This window comes from Alkalithermobacter thermoalcaliphilus JW-YL-7 = DSM 7308, from assembly GCA_001584565.1.
Classification (GTDB): domain Bacteria; phylum Bacillota; class Clostridia; order Peptostreptococcales; family Peptostreptococcaceae; genus Alkalithermobacter; species Alkalithermobacter thermoalcaliphilus.
Genome location: LSFY01000001.1, coordinates 1,184,358 through 1,205,898, shown reverse-complemented (window position 1 = coordinate 1,205,898; position 21,541 = coordinate 1,184,358). Strand labels below are relative to the sequence as shown.

At 30.6% G+C, this 21,541-nt stretch carries 25 protein-coding genes and 1 tRNA gene; 25 read left to right on the top strand and 1 reads right to left on the bottom strand.

Annotation, left to right across the window (positions count from 1 at the left end; all coding sequences use genetic code 11):
- The first annotated feature begins 1 nt into the window (after position 1).
- The 3 genes from JWYL7_RS06395 to JWYL7_RS06385 all read left to right on the top strand — a co-directional run bounded on the left by JWYL7_RS06395 (position 2) and on the right by JWYL7_RS06385 (position 2,256).
- A complete protein-coding gene (locus JWYL7_RS06395) occupies positions 2-1,516 on the top strand; it encodes an ABC transporter substrate-binding protein (RefSeq protein ID WP_066070594.1) in 1,515 nt (504 codons plus the stop codon).
- A 75-nt stretch (positions 1,517-1,591) separates the two neighbouring features.
- Positions 1,592-1,677, top strand: a tRNA-Leu gene (locus JWYL7_RS06390).
- 54 nt (positions 1,678-1,731) lie between these two features.
- Positions 1,732-2,256, top strand: a complete 525-nt coding sequence (locus JWYL7_RS06385) for a DUF2284 domain-containing protein (RefSeq protein ID WP_066070591.1) — start codon at positions 1,732-1,734, stop codon at positions 2,254-2,256.
- Between the two features lie 45 nt (positions 2,257-2,301).
- Here JWYL7_RS06385 and JWYL7_RS06380 read toward each other — a convergent pair whose 3' ends face one another.
- Positions 2,302-2,877 (bottom strand): lytic transglycosylase domain-containing protein, encoded by a 576-nt coding sequence (locus JWYL7_RS06380; RefSeq protein ID WP_066070588.1) that lies wholly within the window; start codon positions 2,875-2,877, stop codon positions 2,302-2,304.
- Between the two features lie 84 nt (positions 2,878-2,961).
- On the opposite strand from JWYL7_RS06380, the gene JWYL7_RS06375 reads away from it, so the two are divergent.
- From JWYL7_RS06375 to kdd, 22 genes are all read left to right on the top strand, one after another.
- The gene (locus JWYL7_RS06375; RefSeq protein ID WP_066070585.1) at positions 2,962-3,735 is read left to right on the top strand and encodes an SPOR domain-containing protein; all 774 of its coding nucleotides are present in this window, start codon (positions 2,962-2,964) and stop codon (positions 3,733-3,735) included.
- 158 nt (positions 3,736-3,893) lie between these two features.
- The gene (gene rsxC / locus JWYL7_RS06370; RefSeq protein ID WP_149683693.1) at positions 3,894-5,219 is read left to right on the top strand and encodes an electron transport complex subunit RsxC; all 1,326 of its coding nucleotides are present in this window, start codon (positions 3,894-3,896) and stop codon (positions 5,217-5,219) included.
- A gap of 15 nt (positions 5,220-5,234) precedes the next feature.
- A complete protein-coding gene (locus JWYL7_RS06365; RefSeq protein ID WP_066070578.1) occupies positions 5,235-6,167 on the top strand; it encodes an RnfABCDGE type electron transport complex subunit D in 933 nt (310 codons plus the stop codon).
- Positions 6,167-6,724, top strand: a complete 558-nt coding sequence (locus JWYL7_RS06360; protein ID WP_066070575.1) for an RnfABCDGE type electron transport complex subunit G — start codon at positions 6,167-6,169, stop codon at positions 6,722-6,724. The genes JWYL7_RS06365 and JWYL7_RS06360 overlap by 1 nt, the downstream gene beginning before the upstream one ends.
- A gap of 15 nt (positions 6,725-6,739) precedes the next feature.
- Positions 6,740-7,336 carry an electron transport complex subunit RsxE gene (gene rsxE / locus JWYL7_RS06355; RefSeq protein ID WP_066070573.1) on the top strand — a complete coding sequence of 199 codons (597 nt, stop codon included), beginning with the start codon at positions 6,740-6,742 and terminating at the stop codon, positions 7,334-7,336.
- A gap of 12 nt (positions 7,337-7,348) precedes the next feature.
- Positions 7,349-7,924 carry an electron transport complex subunit RsxA gene (rsxA, locus tag JWYL7_RS06350; protein ID WP_066070569.1) on the top strand — a complete coding sequence of 192 codons (576 nt, stop codon included), beginning with the start codon at positions 7,349-7,351 and terminating at the stop codon, positions 7,922-7,924.
- A 14-nt stretch (positions 7,925-7,938) separates the two neighbouring features.
- Positions 7,939-8,916 (top strand): RnfABCDGE type electron transport complex subunit B, encoded by a 978-nt coding sequence (rnfB, locus tag JWYL7_RS06345; protein ID WP_066070564.1) that lies wholly within the window; start codon positions 7,939-7,941, stop codon positions 8,914-8,916.
- Positions 8,917-9,015: 99 nt separating this feature from the next.
- Positions 9,016-9,594, top strand: a complete 579-nt coding sequence (locus JWYL7_RS06340) for a nucleoside triphosphate pyrophosphatase (RefSeq protein ID WP_066070561.1) — start codon at positions 9,016-9,018, stop codon at positions 9,592-9,594.
- Positions 9,595-9,630: 36 nt separating this feature from the next.
- Positions 9,631-10,308: a RadC family protein gene (radC, locus tag JWYL7_RS06335; RefSeq protein WP_066072427.1), complete on the top strand. Its 678-nt coding sequence runs from the start codon at positions 9,631-9,633 to the stop codon at positions 10,306-10,308.
- Between the two features lie 15 nt (positions 10,309-10,323).
- The gene (locus JWYL7_RS06330; protein ID WP_334292124.1) at positions 10,324-11,370 is read left to right on the top strand and encodes a rod shape-determining protein; all 1,047 of its coding nucleotides are present in this window, start codon (positions 10,324-10,326) and stop codon (positions 11,368-11,370) included.
- A 5-nt stretch (positions 11,371-11,375) separates the two neighbouring features.
- Positions 11,376-12,248: a rod shape-determining protein MreC gene (mreC, locus tag JWYL7_RS06325; RefSeq protein WP_066070555.1), complete on the top strand. Its 873-nt coding sequence runs from the start codon at positions 11,376-11,378 to the stop codon at positions 12,246-12,248.
- Positions 12,249-12,261: 13 nt separating this feature from the next.
- Positions 12,262-12,750 carry a rod shape-determining protein MreD gene (gene mreD / locus JWYL7_RS06320; RefSeq protein ID WP_066070552.1) on the top strand — a complete coding sequence of 163 codons (489 nt, stop codon included), beginning with the start codon at positions 12,262-12,264 and terminating at the stop codon, positions 12,748-12,750.
- Positions 12,751-12,761: 11 nt separating this feature from the next.
- A complete protein-coding gene (locus JWYL7_RS06315) occupies positions 12,762-15,557 on the top strand; it encodes a penicillin-binding transpeptidase domain-containing protein (RefSeq protein WP_066072425.1) in 2,796 nt (931 codons plus the stop codon).
- 60 nt (positions 15,558-15,617) lie between these two features.
- Positions 15,618-16,277 (top strand): septum site-determining protein MinC, encoded by a 660-nt coding sequence (minC, locus tag JWYL7_RS06310; protein ID WP_066070549.1) that lies wholly within the window; start codon positions 15,618-15,620, stop codon positions 16,275-16,277.
- Positions 16,274-17,071 (top strand): septum site-determining protein MinD, encoded by a 798-nt coding sequence (gene minD / locus JWYL7_RS06305; protein WP_066070547.1) that lies wholly within the window; start codon positions 16,274-16,276, stop codon positions 17,069-17,071. The genes minC and minD overlap by 4 nt, the downstream gene beginning before the upstream one ends.
- A gap of 11 nt (positions 17,072-17,082) precedes the next feature.
- On the top strand, positions 17,083-17,367 hold the full coding sequence (minE, locus tag JWYL7_RS06300) for a cell division topological specificity factor MinE (RefSeq protein ID WP_066070545.1): 285 nt from the start codon (positions 17,083-17,085) through the stop codon (positions 17,365-17,367).
- Positions 17,368-17,431: 64 nt separating this feature from the next.
- Positions 17,432-17,842 carry a methylglyoxal synthase gene (mgsA, locus tag JWYL7_RS06295; RefSeq protein WP_066070542.1) on the top strand — a complete coding sequence of 137 codons (411 nt, stop codon included), beginning with the start codon at positions 17,432-17,434 and terminating at the stop codon, positions 17,840-17,842.
- Positions 17,843-17,951: 109 nt separating this feature from the next.
- A complete protein-coding gene (kal, locus tag JWYL7_RS06290) occupies positions 17,952-18,332 on the top strand; it encodes a 3-aminobutyryl-CoA ammonia lyase (protein ID WP_066070539.1) in 381 nt (126 codons plus the stop codon).
- Between the two features lie 9 nt (positions 18,333-18,341).
- Complete coding sequence (gene kce, locus JWYL7_RS06285) at positions 18,342-19,166, top strand: 3-keto-5-aminohexanoate cleavage enzyme (protein WP_066070536.1); 825 nt, start codon at positions 18,342-18,344, stop codon at positions 19,164-19,166.
- Positions 19,167-19,170: 4 nt separating this feature from the next.
- Positions 19,171-19,824 carry a 3-oxoacid CoA-transferase subunit A gene (locus JWYL7_RS06280; protein ID WP_066070533.1) on the top strand — a complete coding sequence of 218 codons (654 nt, stop codon included), beginning with the start codon at positions 19,171-19,173 and terminating at the stop codon, positions 19,822-19,824.
- A 1-nt stretch (position 19,825) separates the two neighbouring features.
- Positions 19,826-20,494 (top strand): 3-oxoacid CoA-transferase subunit B, encoded by a 669-nt coding sequence (locus JWYL7_RS06275; protein ID WP_066070530.1) that lies wholly within the window; start codon positions 19,826-19,828, stop codon positions 20,492-20,494.
- A gap of 2 nt (positions 20,495-20,496) precedes the next feature.
- A complete protein-coding gene (gene kdd / locus JWYL7_RS06270; protein ID WP_066070527.1) occupies positions 20,497-21,534 on the top strand; it encodes an L-erythro-3,5-diaminohexanoate dehydrogenase in 1,038 nt (345 codons plus the stop codon).
- The last annotated feature ends 7 nt before the right edge of the window (positions 21,535-21,541 follow it).

Sequence of the window (21,541 nt, the reverse complement as noted above, 5' to 3'; positions counted from 1 at the left end):
TATGAAAAGTGTTAAGTTTATAGTGTTGTTGATTTTATCTATATCCTTGCTATTTGGATGTGCAAGTGTAGAAAATGAACAAGAAAATATACAACAGATAAATGAGGAAAAATCTCCTAAAAAAGGAGGAAGTATAAATATATCTGTCACTAGATTTGATAATTTAAATCCTCTTTTGAATAATGATAAATCATTAGATCATGCTTTGAAATTGATTTACGATAGCTTATTTACGTTAGATGAAAATTACAATATAGTTCCAAAACTTGTAAACGGTTATGAACTTTCAAATTATAATACTAAATTAAATATAACCTTAAAAGATAATATAAAATGGCATGATGGAGCAAATTTAACATCAGAAGATGTTAAATTTACAATCGAGTTTTTAAAGAAAAATAATAGTCCTTATAGCTTTATGGTAGAAAATATACAAAATGTAAACATAATAGATAACAAAAACTTAGAAATAATATTTACAAAGCCTTATGCATTTGCAGTTGAAAATTTAATTTTTCCTATAATTCCTAGACATATAGAAATTGTAGACGGAAACAGTCTAATAGGAAATGGAATGTATAAAGTAGCTGGCTATGAAAAAAGAAGATATATAAAATTAATTAGAAATGAAGATTATTATTCAAAAAAGCCCTATATAGATGAAATAAATATTTTGATAGTTCCAGATACAGAATCTCAAGAAAATATGCTTTTATCATTTGAAACTCATATAAACAAAGCAGATGAAGTTATAAGTGGAAAATTTCCTTCTTCAACGTTTAATATACATGATTATACAGGAAGAGACTATGAATTTTTAGCGCTAAATTTTAATAGCGAATATATTAAGGATATCAATTTCAGAAAAGCGCTAGCTTACTCAATAAATAAAAATAAGATCTTAAATGATATATATTTAAATAAAGGAAAGATGGTATCCTTACCAATTTATCCTGAATCTAAATACTATGATAAAGCAATGTCTGATTATGACTATGATATAGATAAGGCTAGGGAGTATATAAAAATTACAGAATTTGAGGATATTAACCTAAAACTTTTAGTAAACAAAAAAGAAACTACAAGGCTAAAAATTGCCTATGTTATAAAGGAATCTTTAAAACAGATAGGTGTAGAAGTTGAAATAATAGAGGTAGACGAAGAAGGAATAAATCATATGATAAATTCTGGAAATTATGATCTAGCTTTACTGGGATGGACACTCCCGACAATTCCGGATGTTTCATTTATGTTTCAAGGAAGAGAAAGTTTGATTAACTACAGTGACGAAAAAATAAATGAATTACTATCAAATCTTAGACAGTCAACGACTGAACAAGAAAAAATTAAAAATTATAGACAGGTTCAAAAACACGTAAAAGACAATATACCTTATATAGGTTTGGTATTAAAAGATTCTCATGTAGTTTTAAATAAAAATATAAAAGGCAATTTAAATTCTACACATTTTAATATATATAATGGAATTGAAAATTTATATTTGATAACTGATTAATAAGGGTAGATTTTTCTACCCTTAAAAATATATTGACTTAAAATGTAAAATAATTTAAAATTATAGAGTAGATATGCAGGAGTGGTGGAATGGCAGACACGCTATCTTGAGGGGGTAGTGAGAGTATTCTCGTGCGGGTTCAAGTCCCGCCTCCTGCACCAAATTGATAAGGAGTAGAATTATCTACTTCTTATTTTTGTATAAAGAGGTGAAAAATGCATAGTATATTAGATATATCAAAAAAGTATAATATAGATGCACATGTTATAAAAGTTGACGATATAGTTGTTGAAAATAGAGTTTACCTAAAATGTGCTTACGGATGCAAAGACTTTGGGAAAAGATTAAATTGTCCTCCGAATATAATAAGTATAGATGAGTTTAGAAAAATATTAAAAGAATACGAAAAGGCTTTAATTTTAATAGAAAAATGCAATATAAGTGAAAATAGCGATATAAATGATTCTTGGGATATTTTAAGAAAAGAATCATTTAAGAAGATGATTCAGATAGAAAAAGCAGCATTTAATCAAGGATATCATTTTGCTCATTTGTTAAGAGCAGGATCTTGTAATGAGTGTGAAAAATGTGAAGACATATGTAAAAAACCTCACCTTAGGAGATTTTCTCCAGAGTCTGTAGGGATAAACTTAACTAAAACACTAAAAAATATCTCCATTGAAATAGACTACAAAGATACTAACAAAATAAATATAATAGGAATCTTATTATTATACTAAAAAAGTGAGCATTAGCTCACTTTTTTCTTTTAATGAAAACTTATACTAATCAAAAACTTTACTGTTGTAGTAACTTAAAACTTTCTGGACATAATTTTGAGTTTCTCTAAAAGGTGGTATTCCTTTATATCTGTCAACATTCCCAGGCCCAGCGTTATATGAAGCTAAAGCTAAAGATAGATCATCATATCTATTGATAAGAGATTTTAGATATCTTGTTCCAGCAAATATATTTTCTTTAATATCATATGGATCTTTAACTCCTAGATACTCAGCAGTCAAAGGCATAAGTTGCATAAGCCCCATAGCTCCTTTTGGAGATGTAGCATTAGGATTAAAGTTAGATTCAACTTTTATAATAGATTTAATTAGGTTTTCATCAATGTTATATTCTAAAGATGCTTGTTTAATAATTGTATCAATATCGCTTATATCTTTTTTATATTCTGTTAAAGTATTTGGTGTTGGATTAGATATAGTTATAGATTTTTCAGATAATATATCATCGAATTTATTCAGATCATTTAATTTTTGAATAGGGTGTTTTCTAATTTTTACAGGTATTCTGCTTTCGATTTCATTCAATTTATTTAGATATATTTGTCGAACTAAATTATTCATAATATATACCTCTTTCAAATAGTAATAATTTATATAAGAATATTATATAAATTGTATAAAAAATAGTAAAGTGGGGGAGAACGAATGAGAAGAAGAAAAAATTACAAAATACCAAAAATATGGATATTATTGTTTTTGCCAGTGGTTCTAGTTATAGTTTCTCTTAGTCTTCATAAAAAAATAGCTTACAAAAATCCAATAGGCTCATTTTCAAATAATAACACATACGTAATAAAATCACTAGATGTATATTCAATACAGGTAGGAGCATTATCAGATGAGGGTCAAGCTGTTATAGTACAAAGGGACTTAGAAGAAAATCAAGTAGCTAATTTTATAATAAAACAAGACGGCATAAATAAAATAAACAGCTACATATTTATGGACAAAGAACATACTAGAGCTTTATTAGATGGGATAAGAGAAAACTATTCAGATGCTTTCTTAGTTAGTAGAAAAATTCCAGCCGTTAGCTTAGCTTATGACAAAGAGCACTCTTATTTAAAGCAAATAGGAGAGCAAATAAGTCAAATTTTAGATAACTTTAAACAAGAATCTAACTTTTGGTATATGCACAAGGAAGGAAAAGCAAATAACGATGACTACACGAAGATTATAGACGAAAGAAAAAAAATACTAAATAATCTTGAAAATAGTATAAAGAATATAGAAATTGACAATAATGAAACAAGTAAGCTTCGAGATAATTTGTTAATATTCATTAACAATATTAGAGAAAAAAATGACTTGATACAAGAATATATTGAAAAAAAGGATATGTTTTCTTGTGAAAAATTATACATAAATTGTGTATTTGATTACGCAAAATTCATTGAAAGTTTAAAAGAAGGAGCTTAAGGGCTCTTTTTTTTTGAATAAACTTTACAGAAAATGTTAAAAAAATAATTTAAAGGACTTTTTGGAAAGTCTGTAGTATACTATATTATACAGTAATTAAAATAATTATATTTTCTAAATAGATCTTAATGAATAAATATACAAGGAGGTAAACTTATATTATGTTTTCTACATTTAGAGGAGGAGTTCACCCACCACATAGAAAAAAGTATACAGAACACATACCTATAAAAAGAGCTAGTGATCCTAAAGTTGCATATATTCCACTTCAGCAACATATAGGAGCTGCATGTACTCCGATTGTAAATGTTGGAGATACAGTAAAGGTAGGTCAAAAAATAGGTCAGCCTCAAGGATTTGTTTCAGCACCAGTTCATTCATCTATATCTGGAAAAGTAAAAGCCATAAAGGAACATCCAACTCCTGGGGGTAACACTTTGTGCATAATAATTGAAAACGATTTCAAGAATGAAATACATGAAAGTGTAAAAAGTAAAGGAGATATACAAACTCTAACTAAAGAAGAAATATTAGAAATAATAAAAGAAGGTGGAATAGTTGGTATGGGGGGAGCAGGTTTTCCAACTCATGTAAAACTTTCACCACCAAAAGAGAAAAAAATAGATACGGTTATATTAAATGGAGCAGAATGTGAACCATATTTGACAGCAGATCACAGAATAATGCTTGAAAACTCAGAAGATATAGTATACGGATTGAAAGCTATAATGAAAGTTTTAGATGTTAATAAAGGATATATAGGTATAGAAGACAATAAAATGGATGCAATAGAAGCTATGAAAAAAGCTGTTAAGGATGAAAAAAATATTGAGGTTGTTCCTCTTAAAACAAAATATCCTCAAGGAGCAGAAAAGCAACTAATATATGCTTGTATAAAAAAAGAAGTTCCATCAGGAGGACTTCCTATGGATGTTGGTGTTGTTGTAAATAATGTAGGAACAGCGGCACAAATAGCGAAAACTATAAAAACAGGAATGCCTCTTATAGAAAGGGTAACAACAGTTACAGGAAGTTGTATTAAAAATCCTCAAAATTTGATTATAAAGATAGGAACTTTGTTTAAAGATATAATCGATGAGTGTGGAGGATTTAAAGAAGAAGTTGGAAAAGTTATAATGGGAGGACCTATGATGGGGCTTGCGCAGTATACATTAGATGTTCCTGTTATAAAGGGTGCTTCTGGTATACTTTGCCTAAATAAAAAAGAAGCGACTATTCCTAAAAGTAAAAGTTGCATAAGATGTGGTAAATGTGTGTATATATGCCCTGCAAATCTTCAACCACTTTATATAAGTGCACATTCTTTAAAATACAATTTTGATAAATCAGAAGAATATAAAGCTTTAGATTGTATAGAGTGCGGATCTTGTTCGTTTATATGTCCATCAAAACGACCGCTTCTTCAATCTATTAGAGTTGCTAAAAGAGAAATAATAGCTAAAAAAAGAAAGCAAAGTAAGTAGTAAGGAGGAAGGGTAATGGATACAAAATTTATAATCTCATCTTCTCCTCATTTAAGATCAAATGAAGATGTATCTATAATAATGAGGGATGTTGTAATAGCACTTATTCCAGCAACAGTATTATCTTTGTATTATTTTAGATTAGGAGCTTTAATAGCTATATTATCTGGAGTAATAGGAGCTGTATTAACTGAAGCACTAATACAAAAGCTTATGGGAAAAGAGATTACTATAAATGATTATTCTGCAGTTATAACAGGTCTTTTAGTTGCTTTTAATGTTCCTGCTTCAGCACCTTGGTGGATACCTTTTGTAGGTTCAGTTTTTGCAATTAGTGTTGTAAAACAATTATTTGGAGGATTAGGGCATAACTTTATGAATCCAGCTTTAGCAGCTCGTGCAATGCTTTTAGCGTCTTGGCCGGTTGAAATGACCAATTGGGTAACACCTGGAGTTGATGCAGTTTCTACAGCTACACCTTTAGCAATGCTTAAAACATCAGAAAATTTACCAAGCATATTTGACTTATTTATAGGAAATATAGGTGGATGTGTAGGGGAAACATCAGCATTAGCGTTAATAATAGGAGGAATATATCTTTTATATAGAAAGGTAATTACTTATGAGATACCTACTTACTATATAGGTACTGTAGCAGTTTTAACATTTTTATTAGGTGGTTTTGATTTTAATATAGTTGTTTATCACTTGTTTGCAGGTGGACTTATGATAGGTGCTTTTTATATGGCAACTGATTATGCGTCTTCTCCAATGACTAAAAAAGGACAAATAATATATGCAATAGGATGTGGTATCTTAACAACAGTAATAAGATTTTATGGTGGATATCCAGAAGGAGTATCTTATTCTATATTGTTAATGAATGTAGCAACTCCTCTTATAGATAAATATACTAATCCTAGAGTTTTTGGGGAGGTATCAAAATAATGAAAGATATTTTAAAGCTTGGAGTAATTCTTTTAATAATAACATCTATATCTGGTGTAGTTTTAGGTTTTACAAACAACTTAACTTTACCTTATATTCAAAGACAAGCTCAAGAAGCAAATAATCTTGCTCGTCAAGAAGTATTGCCAGGAGCTAATGAATTTGAAAAGGTTGATATAGATATACAATCTTCATTAGTTAAGGAGATATATAAAGGATTAAATGGTAATGATGTTGTAGGCTATACAATAAAAACTACTCCAAAAGGTTATTCAGGAGAAATTGAAGTTATAGTTGGTATAGGAATAGATGGAACTATCCATGGGGTTAATATAGGAAATCATAGCGAAACACCTGGTCTAGGAGCAAAAGCTAGTGAAGAGGAGTTTAAAGGTCAGTATAAAAACAAGAAAGCAAATGAAAATATAGAGGTTATAAAAAGTGGAATACCAAAAGAAGATGAAGTAATATCCATAGCTGGAGCTACTATAACTTCACAGGCAGTTACTGATGGAGTTAATGAATCTATTAGAATATTTAATGAAGTTTTAAAGTAGCCAGGAGGTGTTTAAATGAGTTTGTTTAAATTGGTAAAAAATGGAATAGTAAAAGAAAATCCTATATTTGTTCATGTATTAGGAATGTGTCCAACTCTTGCTGTTACAACATCAGCACAAAATGGAATGGGAATGGGCCTTGCAACAACTACTGTTTTACTTTGTTCAAACTTTGTAATATCTCTTATTAGAAAACTAATACCTTCAAAAATAAGAATACCAGCATTTATAGTAGTAATAGCTACATTTGTAACTATGGTAGGAATGTTACTTAAGGCATACTTGCCAGCACTTGATAGATCGCTTGGAATATTCATTCCGTTAATAGTAGTTAACTGTTTGATATTAGCAAGAGCAGAAAGTTTTGCTTCAAAGAATACACCTATTCCATCTATATTTGACGGAATTGGAATGGGTATAGGATTTACGATCTCCTTGACTATATTAGGAGCTGTAAGAGAACTTTTAGGAGCTGGATCTGTATTTGGAATAAACTTAATGCCAAATGTATATAAACCTGCTTTAATAATGATTTTACCTCCAGGAGCGTTTTTAGCTTTAGGTCTTTTACTTGCAATCTTTAATAAAATATCTGTTAAGAAAGCTAGTTAGGAGGTTTAATGTATGGGAAACATATTTGTAATATTATTAAGTTCTATACTCGTTAATAACTTCGTTTTGTCTAGATTTTTGGGGATATGTCCATTTCTTGGAGTTTCAAAAAAGGTAGAAACATCTTTAGGAATGGGAATGGCTGTTACGTTTGTTATGACACTTGCATCTATAATAACTTATTTTGTTCAAAAATTGCTTGTATTTTTAGGAATAGAGTTTTTACAGACAATAGCATTTATATTAGTTATAGCTTCATTAGTTCAGTTTGTAGAAATGGTAATACAAAAGGTAAGTCCAACGTTATACCAAGCACTAGGAGTGTATCTACCACTTATAACTACTAACTGTGCTGTTTTAGGTGTTGCTATTTTAAATATTCAAAGTGATTTCAATTTAATAGAAACAATATTTCACGGCATAGGTGCAGCTATAGGTTTTACTCTTGCGATAGTATTATTTGCAGGAATAAGAGAAAGACTTGAAATTGCAGATGTACCTGAATTGTTTAAAGGATTTCCTATAGCTTTAATTAGTGCAGGACTTATGTCAATAGCATTTTTAGGATTTACAGGATTAGTCAAGTAAAGTGAGGTGAGACAATGTCTAGCTTAATATTAAATTCAGTAATAAGTCTAGGTGCTATGGGCCTTTTATTTGGAAGTGGGCTTGCTTATGCATCGAAAAAGTTTGCAGTAGAGGTAGACCCTAGAGTAGAAAAAATAAATGAAGTTTTACCAGGAGCAAATTGTGGAGGTTGTGGTTATCCTGGGTGTAGCGGACTTGCAGTTGCAATAGTAAATGGGGATGCTCCTATAACAGCTTGTCCAGTTGGCGGATCGGATTTAGCTGATAAAATAGGAGACATTATGGGAATAAGAGCACAAGTTGGAGAAAGAAAAATAGCAAAAGTAATATGCAAAGGAACGTGCAATAACACGAAAGATAAAGCACAATATGAAGGAATAAAAGATTGTAGGGCAGCAACTATGATATTAGCAGGGCCAAAGTCATGTCAGTATGGATGTTTAGGATTTGGAACTTGTGTTAATGTATGTCAATTCGGAGCAATAACAATACAAGATTCAATAGCTGTTATACACAAAGATAAGTGTGTATCTTGCGGAAAGTGCATAGAAGTATGTCCAAAAGCAGTAATTAGATGGGCACCATATGATCAAGATGTAATAGTAGAATGTAATAGTAAAGAATTTGGTAAAGATGTAAAATCAAAGTGTAGTGTTGGTTGTATAGGTTGTAAATTATGTGTTAAATCTTGTCCTTTTGAGGCAATAACTTTTGAAAATAATTTAGCTCAAATAGATTATTCAAAATGTACTCAGTGTATGATATGTGTTGAGAAATGCCCAACTAATGCTATTAGTGGAGATATAAATAAAAGAAAAAAGGCTACAATAGATGATCAAAAATGCATAGGATGCACAATATGTAAGAAAAAATGTCCAGTAGATGCAATAGAAGGTGAGCTTAAATCAAAACACAAAGTAAACGAGCAAAAGTGTGTAGGATGCTTAGAATGTGTTAAAAAATGTCCTAAACAAGCTATAAATTTTGAGTAATAAGGTAAATATATAAGGTGTGGTAACTTCCACACCTTATTGTATTTTATTTTAGTAAGTGGTAAACTATACTATGGTAAAAAAGTAGAGGTGAATAAAATGGGTATAGTATTAGCATCATCTTCACCTAGAAGAATGGAATTGCTTTCTAATTTAAAAATAGATTTCAAAGTGCTAAAGAGTGATATAAAAGAAACTATAAATAAAGGAGAAGATCCAAAAGTAGTAGCAACTAGCATATCACTTCAGAAAGCATTAGATGTAGCTTCAAAGGTTGATAAAGATGATATAGTAATAGGGGCAGATACTATAGTAGTATGCCAAAATGAGATATTAGGAAAACCAGAAGATGAAAAACAGGCATATGAGATGTTGAAAAAATTGTCCGGGAAATATCACACTGTTATGACAGGAATAAGCATAATAAGACTTTCAGACAATAAAAAAATAGTTGACTGTGTATCTACAAATGTTAAGATGAAAGAGTTAGACGATAACAAAATAAATAGATATATACAAACTAAAGAACCACTAGACAAGGCAGGAGCCTATGGGATACAAGGATTTGGAGCTTTACTTGTAGAAAAAATAGAAGGAGATTATTTTAATGTCGTAGGCCTTCCAATAGGAACATTAGATGAAATTTTATATAGACATTTTGATATAAATATTATATAAAATTTAGGAGGGCTTATTGTGTCGAATATTCCTAAAATGACTATAAAGAATTTAGTAAAGGAAGAAAGACCCAGAGAAAAAATGGTTTTAAAAGGAGCTAAATATTTATCTAATGCAGAGTTATTAGCAATACTTCTTAGAACCGGAACAAAAGATATGTCAGCGTTAGAGCTTGCTAACTATATAATAAATAAAGAAAAAGAAGGTATAAAAAGTTTAGCTTCTATAACGGTTGAAGAAATGAGTCAGATAAAAGGAATAGGAACAGCAAAGGCATGTCAAATAATTGCAGCATTAGAGCTTGGAAGACGAGTAGCTAAATCTTGTAAAATGGACAAATTTAAGATCACTTCACCAGAAGGTATAGCAAATATATATATGGAAGATTTTAGATACCTCAAAAAAGAAATATTCAAAATACTTTTGTTAAATACAAAAAATGAAATAATAAATGATGTAGAAATTTCAGTTGGATCTTTAAATTCATCTATCGTTCATCCAAGAGAGGTATTTATAGAAGCTATAAAAAGAAGTTCAAACAAGATAATTCTTGTACATAATCACCCGTCTGGAAATCCTGAGCCGAGCAAAGAAGATATACTTATTACTAATAGGCTTGTAGAAGGTGGGAAAATATTAGGTATAGAGGTTATAGATCATATAATATTTGGTGATGGAATTTACTTTAGTTTTAAAGAGAAAACTTTAATGTAGGAAGGAGAAGAGATGATGAAACTAAAGCCTAAGAAAATGAATTTGTTTGGAGTAATATCTAAAGATATGGGAATAGATTTAGGTACAGCAAATACTTTAGTATATGTAAGAGGAAAAGGAATAGTTTTAAGAGAACCATCTGTTGTTGCAGTAAGAGATGATAATAAAGAGGTTTTAGCAGTTGGAGAAGAAGCTAAGCGTATGATAGGGAGAACTCCTGGAAATATAATTGCTATAAGACCTATGAAAGATGGAGTTATAGCAGATTTTGATATAACACAAAGCATGCTTAGATATTTCATAAAAAAGGCATATCCTAAAAAGTCGCTAATAAGTCCAAGAATTGCTGTTTGTGTTCCTTATGGAGTTACAGAGGTAGAAAAAAGAGCTATAGAAGAAGCAGCTAAACAGGCTGGAGCAAGAGATGCCTACCTTATAGAAGAACCTATGGCAGCTGCAATAGGTGCTGGAATAAGAGTTGAAGAGCCAGATGGAAATATGGTAGTAGACATAGGTGGAGGAACAAGCGAGATAGCAGTTATATCTTTAGGAGGAATAGTTACAGCAAAATCTATAAGAATTGGTGGAGACGAGTTTGATGAAGCTATTGTTAATTATGTAAAAAAAGAATATAATTTAATGATAGGAGAAAGAACTGCAGAAGAAGTTAAGATAAAGATAGGATCAGCATTCAAATACGAAAAAGAAGAAAAAATGAGTATAAGAGGAAGAGATTTGATATCAGGTCTTCCAAAAACAATAGAAATAACATCTAGCGAAATAAGGGAAGCTTTAAAAGAACCAGTAACAAGTATAGTAGATGGAATAAAGGCTACATTAGAAAAAACGCCACCAGAGCTTGCAGCAGATATAATAGAAAATGGAATTATGTTAACAGGTGGAGGAGCTCTTTTAAGAGGTCTTGATAGGTTGATAAAGGAAGAAACAGGAATGCCTGTTCATGTTGCCGACAATCCTTTAGATTGTGTTGGGATAGGTACAGGAAAATCAGTTGAAGACAAAGAAATTTTTGACAAAGTTCTTATGCATAACAAAAGGTGATATGTATGAGTAGAAGGAAAAGAAAAAAGAAAAAAACAAATACAGAAGTGATAGCATTTATTTTAATTGCTATCACTCTAATTGTAATTATAGGGATATCTTCACTTAGAGGAACAAACAATTTTATATCTAGTTTAATTATGGATATTTCATCTCCTATATCAAGAGGAGTCAATAAAGTATTTACTGTTGCAGAAAAAAATATAATAGGCATTATGAATTACAAAAAAAACCTAGAAATAATAGACAATATGAAAAAGGAAAATCAAGAGCTAAGACAAAAGATAATAGAAATAGATCTAAAAAGAAGTGAACTTGAAAGTTTATCAAATCTTAGAAGAGCTTTAAACTTTGTTGAAGATCCTTATGAAAAAAAGTATATAGGAGCTAAAGTAGTATCTAGAAATGACGGAAACTGGTATACAAGCTTTACTATTGCAGCTGGAAAAAGTGATGGGGTTACAAAAAATAGTATAGTTGTATCAGGAGATGGTCTAGTAGGTATTGTTTACGAAGTTTCAAATAATTATTCAAAAGCAATGTCAATACTTAACAATAAAACTGCTGTAAGTTTTGAAATACTTAGAAAGTCAGAGTATACAGGAGTATTAAGTCAAAATATATCAATAGATTTAGGTGAAGAATTTGAAGAAGGATACCTAAAGGGTTATTTATTTGATTCTAAATATGAAGTTGTAGCAGGAGATGTACTTATAACTTCTGGTGTAGGATTATATCCAAAAGGAATACCTATAGGTCAGGTAGACAAAGTTATAGAAGATAGAAATAACTTATTAAAATATATAAAGGTAAAACCTTATGCAAATCTTAAAAAATTAGATAAAGTACTAGTAGTTCCACCACGAAAAATAAATTAATAGGTGATAAATGATGAGAAATTTACTAGTTTTACTCTTAGGGGTAGTTATACTAATACTTGAAAATAGTATATTTAACTATATGAATATATTTAAAGTTTCAATAAATTTTTTATTAATATATATGGTGTTTGTTTCTTTGTCACTAGACAAAAAACAAGGAGCTTTTACAGGTTTAATTCTTGGAATAATAAAAGATATATCTGTAGGTAAGTTCTTAGGACTAAATGCATTTATATTATTTGTAGTAGGTTATGTCTTAGGAATACTAAAGGATAAGGTATTTAAAGAAAATATTTTTACAGTTTTAGTTTTGGTTATTTTTTCGACAATATTTGATAATAGTTTACAGTTTTTATTGAGTAGTTATTTTTTAGCAGGTAAGCCTTTGTATTTGTTTGTTTATAGAGGAATTTTTCTTATTCCTCTACTTAATTTAATATTTAGCCTATTACTTTATAGGCCTTTAAAGAGATTTATAAAAATAATAGAAAGTGTTTAGCGGTGATAAATATGAAAAAGAAAAAAATAGAAGATAGATTTGATGGTTTGAATTTAGCTTTTATAATAATACTTTCTATAATAACTTTGAGACTAGGATATATAACTACAATTAAAGGTGAAGAATATGCAACACAGGCAGAGAATAAAGTTTTCAAAAGAATACCTATAGAAGCACAAAGAGGAGAAATAAGAGATAGGTATGGAAGATTACTTGCAGGAAATAGGCCTTCTTTTACAGTACAAATTTATAAAGATCAAATCGATAGAAATACTATAAATCAAACAGCTAAAAAACTAATAGATATACTAGAGCGTAATGGCGAAAAGTATATAGATGAGTTTCCTATAATAATAGAAAATGGAGAGTATATTTTCACATATGATATAGCAATAAGGGAGTGGAAAGAAAGAAACGAGATTCCTTTAAATTACAATGCAGAGCAAAGTTTTTATTATTTAGTAGAAAGATATACAAAGGAAGGAAAAATAAGTCCAAGTCCAGATGCAGATAAATTTGAACTTCAAAGAATTTTAAATGAACAAGCATATTATCCTCCTATAAGGGTATCTACGTGGGAGTTTACAGAACAGGCTAAAAAAAGAGAATGGCTTTATAGGTATAGAATAACTGATGAAGATATTACTGCAAAAGAAACATTTGAAAGATTAAGAGAGCGTTTTGAAATAGATAGTAGTTTGAGTGATTATGAAGCTAGGAAAATTTTAGTTGTAAGAGATTTATTATTATCAACAGGATACCTTCAATATCAGCCTATAAAAATAGCCCTAGATGTATCGAAAGATACAGTTGCAAAAATAGAGGAGATGGCAATTTCTCTTAGAGGTGTAGGTATAGAAGTAGAGCCTATAAGGTATTATCCAAATGGGAATGTAGCATCTCATATACTAGGGCAGATTGGTAAGATATCTCAACAAGAAGAAATAGAAAGATATATAAACCAAAGAGGATATAGTATTACTGATATGATAGGTAAAACAGGAATAGAAAGAACTTTTGAAGATGTTCTTCAGGGAAAAAAAGGATATAAGAAAGTTCAAGTTGATGCACATGGAAGGTTGGTAAGAAGAATAGAAACTCAAAACCCAGTTCCAGGAGATACAGTATATTTAACTATAGATTTAGATGTACAAAAAGCTGCAGAAGAGTCGTTAAAAAAAGTATTAGAAACTATAAGAGCAGGTGGAGTTTATCAAAGTCCATTTGGAAATGTTACATTAAGAGGGAATAAGGTATATAAAAATGCAAACTCAGGAGCAGTAGTTGCATTAGATGTAAAAACGGGAGAAGTATTAGCATTAGCTAGTTATCCTGATTATGATCCGAATCTTTTTGCAACTGGAATTAGTAGAGAAGATATGAATAAACTTTTACCTGAAAACCCAAATGACCCACTAGCACCAAAACCTCTTTACAATATAGCTACACTTACAGCTGTTCAGCCAGGATCTACATTTAAGATGATAACAGGGCTTGCAGCTGTTGAAAATGGTTTAAGTCCTAATTATACAATATACGATAAAGGATATATAATGCTAGGGAACAGGTCGTTTGGATGTTGGATATGGAATGATAGAAAGGGAAGCCATGGGCATACAGATTTGTTTAAAGCAATACAAGAATCTTGTAACTATTATTTTTACTCTGTAAGTACAGGTTATGATTACAGTAAAAATAAGCCATTACCTGTTAAGATGAATGTTGAAGAAGTTTTAAGATATGCAAGAATGTTTGGTTTAGATTCAAGAACAGGAATACAAATAGAAGAAATAGCAGGTAAAGTACCAAGTCCAGATGAAAAGTTAAGAGTAACAAAAAGGGCATTAAGAGCTAGGTTGATAAGAGATATGAAACTTTCTTTTGAAGATATAACCCAAAGTAAAAATACAAAAGAATACGAAAAAAGAATAGATGAAATAGTAAGCTGGACTGAAGAAAACCCTTCAAGAGGAGAAATAATAAGAAGACTTGCAGACCTTAAAGTGAAAGAAACTGAAATAAATAAAATAGCAGACTTAGTAAAATATAGTTATTTTAATCAAGCAGATTGGAAAACAGGAGATACATTTAACCTTTCTATAGGACAAGGTCAGCACGCCTATACACCTTTACAAATGGCAAATTTCATAGCTACAATGGTAAATGGAGGATATTTAAATAAAGTTACAGTAGTAGATAGAGTAGTATCTCAAGACAAGTCAGAAGTTCAAAGGATAGAAAGAATTTCTGAGAAAATAAGCTTAAAAGACCCTAACAATCTAAATTATCTAAAACAAGGAATGTTAGATGTTACTCAAATCGGTACTGCAAAAGGAGTATTTGCTAATTTTCCTATAAAAACAGGTGGTAAAACTGGTACTGCACAAAGAAGTGGAAGAATACCTGCTAAAGATGAAAAACAATATCTCCTTTCTCACCTTTCAAGTTTTAGAGTAAGAGAAAAAGATGTTTTAGAACTTGCAGAAAAATTGCAAAAAGAAAGTACAGAAAAAAGAAGTGAAGACTACTATATAAGAAAAGCTATAAAAACATTAAATCCTTCTTTGAGTGATGATGACATAAATAGATTTAAAGATACCTATGATAACTTTGCGTGGTATGTAGCATATGCCCCACATGATGAACCTGAAATAGCGGTTGCAGTACTTTTATTTCAAGGGGGATCAGGAGGATATGCAGCACCAGTAGCAAGAGATGTAATGGCAGCTTATTTTGGACTTAACAAAGATGAAGAAAATGAAAATAAGAAAGAAATACTAAATCTTACAGAACAATTACAAAGATAAAGAAGGATTTAGTAAAAATATGAAGAATTTATATATAATAAGTCTTTTGGAGGCATAGTTATGGCTTTAGGTGAGGTAATAGAGCTTAAAAGTGTTAGAAAAGATATAATAGAATTTAAGGGAACCAAAAACGGTATATCTATAAATATAAAGCAAGGGTATGACTTTGAGACAATAAAAAACAACCTTATCGAAAGGATAGAAAAAAGTAAAAACTTTTTTAATGGAGCAAAAATTTCATCTATAAATTCAGATGAACTAACAGATATTGAAATTATTGAGCTAAAAGATATAATAACTACACATTTGAAATTGCAGTGGGTAGAAAATAAAGAAGAGGAAAAAGATAAGGTGTTTGAAGGGATAAAAGAAGGAAACACAAAAATTATAAAAACTACTTTAAGATCTGGAAGTAAAGTAGAATATAAAGGAAATGTAGTTATAATAGGAGATATAAATCCAGGTGCACAAGTAGTTGCATATGGGAATGTAATTATAATGGGATCTTTAAGGGGAGTTGTACATGCTGGAGCAAATGGAAATAAAGATGCATTTGTAGCAGCATACAACTTAGATCCTATGCAACTTAGAATAGCTAATTTAATAGCTATAGCACCTGAGGATCAAGCTGATAAACCTAATATACCTGAAATAGCATATATAAAAAACAATTCTATAATAATAGAACCATATTTAAGTAAGAATGGGGGAGGAAGATGAGCGAAGTTATAGTAATAACATCAGGAAAAGGTGGAGTAGGTAAAACTACTACTACTGCTAACTTAGGTACAGCACTAAGTTTAGCTGGAAAAAAAACAGTTGTTGTAGATGCTGATATAGGTCTTAGAAACTTAGATGTTGTAATGGGACTTGAAAACAGAATAGTATATGACATTGTAGATGTCGTAGAAGGGACTTGCAGGTTAAAGCAAGCTATAATAAAGGATAAAAGATTTGAAAATTTATACTTATTACCAGCTGCTCAAACTAGAGATAAAAATGCTATTTCTCCAGATCAAATGAAAAAGCTATGTGATGATTTGAGAGAATCATTTGAGTATGTTCTTATAGATTGTCCAGCAGGTATAGAGCAAGGTTTTAAAAATGCAATAGCTGGAGCAGATAAAGCTATAGTCGTAACAACTCCAGAAATTTCAGCTGTAAGAGATGCAGATAGAATTATAGGATTACTAGAAGCTAACGATCTAGAAAACCCTAAACTTGTAATAAATAGAATAAGACCAGAAATGGTAAAACGTGGAGATATGATGAATATGGACGATATAATAGATATACTAGCAATAGATCTTATAGGAATTGTTCCAGATGATGAGTCCATAGTTATATCTACAAATAAAGGAGAACCTGCAGTTGTTGATAGTAAGTCAGTAGCAGGACAAGCATATAAAAACATATGCAAAAGAATAATGGGAGAAGAAGTACCTTTTCTAGATATAGATACCCAAGAATCTTTCGTAAGCAAAATAAAGAAAATATTTGGACTTGCTAGATAGGGGTGATAAATGTGCTAGATTTATTTAAAATGTTTGGAAATGAATCAAAAACTAGTAAAAATGTTGCAAAAGAAAGGTTAAAACTAGTTTTAGTTCATGATAGAGCAAATTGTTCTCCTAGTTTTCTAGAAATGGTTAAAAGTGACATATTAAGAGTTATATCAGACTATATAGAAATAGATGAAAAAGGGTTAGAATTTAAAATGGCAAAGACGAGAAATCAAGAAGAAGGATCAGTTGCATCAGCATTAGTTGCAAATATTCCTATAAAAAAGGTAAAAGATAAGATGAGATAAAGGGAACACTTAGGGTTCCCTTTTCTAGATTAAATATCTAATCTAAAGATAAGGAGATGAACAGATGAACATAGCACTAATTGCCCATGATAATAAAAAAGAAGAAATGGTAAACTTTACTCTTGCGTACAAAGATATACTAAAGAAATATTCACTTTATGCAACTGGAACTACAGGCAAGAAAATACAAGATGCTACAGGTCTTAATATAAATAGATTTTTATCAGGGCCACTAGGTGGTGATCAACAAATCGGAGCTAAAATAGCGGAAGAAAACATGGATTTAGTCATTTTCTTAAGAGATCCATTAACTGCTCAATCACATGAGCCAGACATACAAGCACTTATTAGACTTTGTGATGTACATCAGGTTCCAATTGCTACGAATTTAGCGTCTGCAGAAATATTTATAAAAGCATTAGAAAGAGGAGAATTAAGCTGGAGAGATGTAAGAAAAAGAAACTTGTTTAAATAAGCTACTAATATTAGTAGCTTATTTTTTTTTAGAATAATTTGTCCACCGTAAACATATATTTTCTTGAAAAGAAAGTTAAATGTTTATACATAAAATTAGGGGGGAGTATATGAAATCAACTATTAGAGTTAGAATGAGTATGCATGATGCTCATTATGGTGGGAATTTAGTAGATGGTGCTAGAATACTTCAATTGTTTGGAGATGTAGCAACGGAACTTTTGATAAGAAATGACGGAGATGAAGGACTTTTTAGGGCTTATGATAATATAGAATTTTTAGCTCCAGTGTACGCAGGAGACTACATAGAAGTATGTGGAGAAATAGTACAAACAGGAAATACCTCAAGAAAAATGATATTTGAGGCCAAGAAAGTTATAACTTTAAGACCAGATATAAATGATTCAGCAGCAGATTTTTTAGATGAGCCTATCATTGTATGTAGAGCATCTGGAACATGTGTTGTTCCAAAGGATAAAAAAAGAAAGTAGGGGTGGATTATGGAAAAACTTATAATAACAGCTGCTATATGTGGAGCTGAGGTTACTAAAAAACATAATATAAATGTTCCGTATACAGTAGAAGAAATAGCAAAAGAAGCACAGTTAGCTTATGAAGCTGGTGCTAGTATAATACATCTTCATGTTAGAAATGATGATGGTACTCCAACACAAGATATAAATAGATTCAAACAATGTATAGATGCAATAAAAGAAAGATGTAAAGATGTTATAATACAGCCTTCTACAGGTGGAGCAGTAGGAATGAGCAATGAAGAAAGGTTACAACCTATATACTTAAAACCAGAAATGGCAACTTTAGACTGTGGAACGTGCAATTTTGGAGGAGACGATATATTTGTTAATACAGAAAATACAATAAAAGAATTTGGACAAAAGATGCTAAAGCTAGGAATAAAACCAGAGCTTGAAGTATTCGATAAAGGCATGATAGATATGGCAATTAGACTTCATAACAAAGGCTATATAAAGGCTCCGATGCATTATAACTTTGTACTAGGGGTAAACGGAGGAATTAGTGCAACAGCTAGAGATTTAGTATTTATGGCAGAAAGTATTCCAAAGGGATCAACATTTACGGTTACAGGGATCGGAAAAAATCAGTTTCCTATGGCAGCTTTATCAATAGTTATGGGAGGACATGTCAGAGTAGGGTTTGAGGATAACGTTTACATATCTAAAGGTGTTCTTGCAAAATCAAATGGAGAGTTAGTAGATAAGGTTGTAAAAATTTCAAGAGAACTAGGAAGAGAAATAGCATCTCCTCAGGAAGCAAGAAAAATACTTGGACTTAAGGAGTGTTGATCTTATGAACAAAATACGAAGTATAGATGAAATAAGAAAAATTCTAAAAGATGATATGACAATAATGGTAGGTGGTTTTTTAGGATGTGGAACTCCTGAAAAACTCATAGATTTGATAATAGAAGAAAATATAAAAAATATTACACTAATAGCAAACGATACAAGTTTTATAGATAAAGGCGTAGGAAGACTTATAGTAAATAATCAAGTAAAGAAAGTTATAGCATCACATATAGGAACAAATCCGTGCACAGGAAAACTTATGAATGAAGGGGTATTAGATGTAGAGCTTTGTCCTCAAGGTACATTAATAGAAAGAATAAGAGCTGGAGGATATGGACTTGGAGGAATACTTACTCAAACAGGGATTGGAACTAAAGTGGCACAGGGAAAAGAAAAAATAATAATTGATGAAAAAGAATATCTACTAGAACTTCCTCTTAAAGCAGATCTTGCACTGGTAAAAGGACATATTGTAGATGAGTTTGGAAATGTAACATATAAAGGAACAGCTAGAAACTTTAATCCAATAATAGCTACGGCAGCAGACATAGTAGTAGTAGAAGCTGAAAAGATAGTGAAAGTAGGAGATATAGACAAAGAGCTTATAGTAACACCAGGAGTATTTGTAGATTACGTAGTGAAAGGAGGAGAGTAGTTTGATTATAGAGGAAGGAAAAGCAAAAGAAATTATAGCCAAGAGAGTAGCAAAAGAGCTTAAAGATGGACAGTTAGTCAATTTAGGCATAGGTCTTCCTACGCTTGTTGCAAACTACATTCCTAAAGATATAAATGTAATTTTTCAATCGGAAAATGGAATGGTAGGTATGGGAAATTTGGCTAGAGGTGAAGAAGTAGATACAAATGTAACAAATGCTGGAGGTCAATATGTAACAGTTCTTCCTGAAGGTTCGTTCTTTGATAGTTGTATGTCATTTGGAATAATAAGGGGAGGACATGTAGATGTAACTGTTCTTGGAGCTTTAGAGGTAGATGAAAAAGGAAACCTAGCAAACTGGATAATACCAGGCAAGTTAGTACCTGGTATGGGGGGAGCTATGGATCTTGTAACAGGAGCTAAGAAAGTTATAGTTGCAATGTTACATACATCTAAGGGAAGACCAAAAATTTTTACAAGATGTAATTTACCTTTAACTGCTAAAGAAAAAGTAGATCTTATAATTACAGAACTTGGAGTAATGAAAGTTACTGAAGATGGATTAGTTTTAAATGAAATAAACAAAGATGTAACAATAGATCAAATCCAAAGTTTAACACAGGCTAAGTTAATAATACCAGATGATATTAAATTTATGGAGGTAGAGTAAGTATGAAAATAGGATGTAAATATGGAACACACAGGGTTATAGAACCTAAAAATGTTTTGCCACAGCCAGCTATTAAAATAGATAATGATATGAATATTTATGATAATGAAATATTAATAGATGTATGTGCTCTTAATATAGATTCTGCAAGTTTTACTCAAATAGAAGAAGCTTGTGATCATGATATAGAAAAAATAAAACAAATGATTTTAAATATAGTAAATGAAAGAGGAAAAATGCAAAACCCAGTAACTGGATCAGGTGGAATGTTAATAGGTGTAGTTGAAAAAATAGGAGAAAAATTAAGGGGAAAAATAGATTTAAAAGAAGGAGATAAAATAGCAACATTAGTTTCTTTATCTTTAACGCCTCTTAGAATAGATGAAATAATTGATATAAAGCCAGATATAGATAGAGTAGAAATAAAGGGGAAAGCAATATTATTCGAAAGTGGAATATATGCAGTTTTACCAGATGATTTAGAAGAAACTTTAGCATTAGCAGCTTTAGATGTAGCTGGAGCACCAGCACAAACTGCAAACCTTGTTAAAAAAGGTGATACAGTACTTATACTTGGTGCTGCAGGAAAATCAGGTATGCTTTGTTGTTACGAAGCTAAAAAAAGAGTAGGAAATAAAGGAAAGGTAATAGGACTTGTTAGAGATATAAAAAGCAAAGAGTTCTTAGAAAAAACTGATTTTTGCGATGAAATTGTAGTGGCAGATGCCCAAAATCCTTCTCAAGTTCTAAAAGAGGTTTTAAGAGTAAATAACAATGAAGAAGTAGATATATGTATAAATTGTGTAAACGTTCCTAATACAGAAATGTCTAGTATATTGCCTGTTAAAGATGAGGGAATAGTATACTTTTTCTCTATGGCTACAAGTTTTACAAAAGCAGCACTTGGTGCAGAAGGTGTAGGAAAAGACGTTACTATGATTATAGGAAATGGATATACAAAAGGCCATGCAGATATAACAATACAAGATTTAAGAGAATGTGAGACTTTAAGAAAAATATTTAAAGATCTTTATGCTTAAAGGGGAG

Bases quoted from the DNA above. Each gene is read 5' to 3' on its own strand.
- JWYL7_RS06395 (WP_066070594.1), top strand. From the start codon at position 2: ATGAAAAGTGTTAAGTTTATAGTGTTGTTGATTTTATCTATATCCTTG.
- JWYL7_RS06385 (WP_066070591.1), top strand. From the start codon at position 1,732: ATGCATAGTATATTAGATATATCAAAAAAGTATAATATAGATGCACAT.
- JWYL7_RS06380 (WP_066070588.1), bottom strand. From the start codon at position 2,877: ATGAATAATTTAGTTCGACAAATATATCTAAATAAATTGAATGAAATC.
- JWYL7_RS06375 (WP_066070585.1), top strand. From the start codon at position 2,962: ATGAGAAGAAGAAAAAATTACAAAATACCAAAAATATGGATATTATTG.
- JWYL7_RS06365 (WP_066070578.1), top strand. From the start codon at position 5,235: ATGGATACAAAATTTATAATCTCATCTTCTCCTCATTTAAGATCAAAT.
- JWYL7_RS06360 (WP_066070575.1), top strand. From the start codon at position 6,167: ATGAAAGATATTTTAAAGCTTGGAGTAATTCTTTTAATAATAACATCT.
- rsxE (WP_066070573.1), top strand. From the start codon at position 6,740: ATGAGTTTGTTTAAATTGGTAAAAAATGGAATAGTAAAAGAAAATCCT.
- rsxA (WP_066070569.1), top strand. From the start codon at position 7,349: ATGGGAAACATATTTGTAATATTATTAAGTTCTATACTCGTTAATAAC.
- rnfB (WP_066070564.1), top strand. From the start codon at position 7,939: ATGTCTAGCTTAATATTAAATTCAGTAATAAGTCTAGGTGCTATGGGC.
- JWYL7_RS06340 (WP_066070561.1), top strand. From the start codon at position 9,016: ATGGGTATAGTATTAGCATCATCTTCACCTAGAAGAATGGAATTGCTT.
- radC (WP_066072427.1), top strand. From the start codon at position 9,631: ATGACTATAAAGAATTTAGTAAAGGAAGAAAGACCCAGAGAAAAAATG.
- JWYL7_RS06330 (WP_334292124.1), top strand. From the start codon at position 10,324: ATGAAACTAAAGCCTAAGAAAATGAATTTGTTTGGAGTAATATCTAAA.
- mreC (WP_066070555.1), top strand. From the start codon at position 11,376: ATGAGTAGAAGGAAAAGAAAAAAGAAAAAAACAAATACAGAAGTGATA.
- mreD (WP_066070552.1), top strand. From the start codon at position 12,262: ATGAGAAATTTACTAGTTTTACTCTTAGGGGTAGTTATACTAATACTT.
- JWYL7_RS06315 (WP_066072425.1), top strand. From the start codon at position 12,762: ATGAAAAAGAAAAAAATAGAAGATAGATTTGATGGTTTGAATTTAGCT.
- minC (WP_066070549.1), top strand. From the start codon at position 15,618: ATGGCTTTAGGTGAGGTAATAGAGCTTAAAAGTGTTAGAAAAGATATA.
- minD (WP_066070547.1), top strand. From the start codon at position 16,274: ATGAGCGAAGTTATAGTAATAACATCAGGAAAAGGTGGAGTAGGTAAA.
- mgsA (WP_066070542.1), top strand. From the start codon at position 17,432: ATGAACATAGCACTAATTGCCCATGATAATAAAAAAGAAGAAATGGTA.
- kal (WP_066070539.1), top strand. From the start codon at position 17,952: ATGAAATCAACTATTAGAGTTAGAATGAGTATGCATGATGCTCATTAT.
- kce (WP_066070536.1), top strand. From the start codon at position 18,342: ATGGAAAAACTTATAATAACAGCTGCTATATGTGGAGCTGAGGTTACT.
- JWYL7_RS06280 (WP_066070533.1), top strand. From the start codon at position 19,171: ATGAACAAAATACGAAGTATAGATGAAATAAGAAAAATTCTAAAAGAT.
- kdd (WP_066070527.1), top strand. From the start codon at position 20,497: ATGAAAATAGGATGTAAATATGGAACACACAGGGTTATAGAACCTAAA.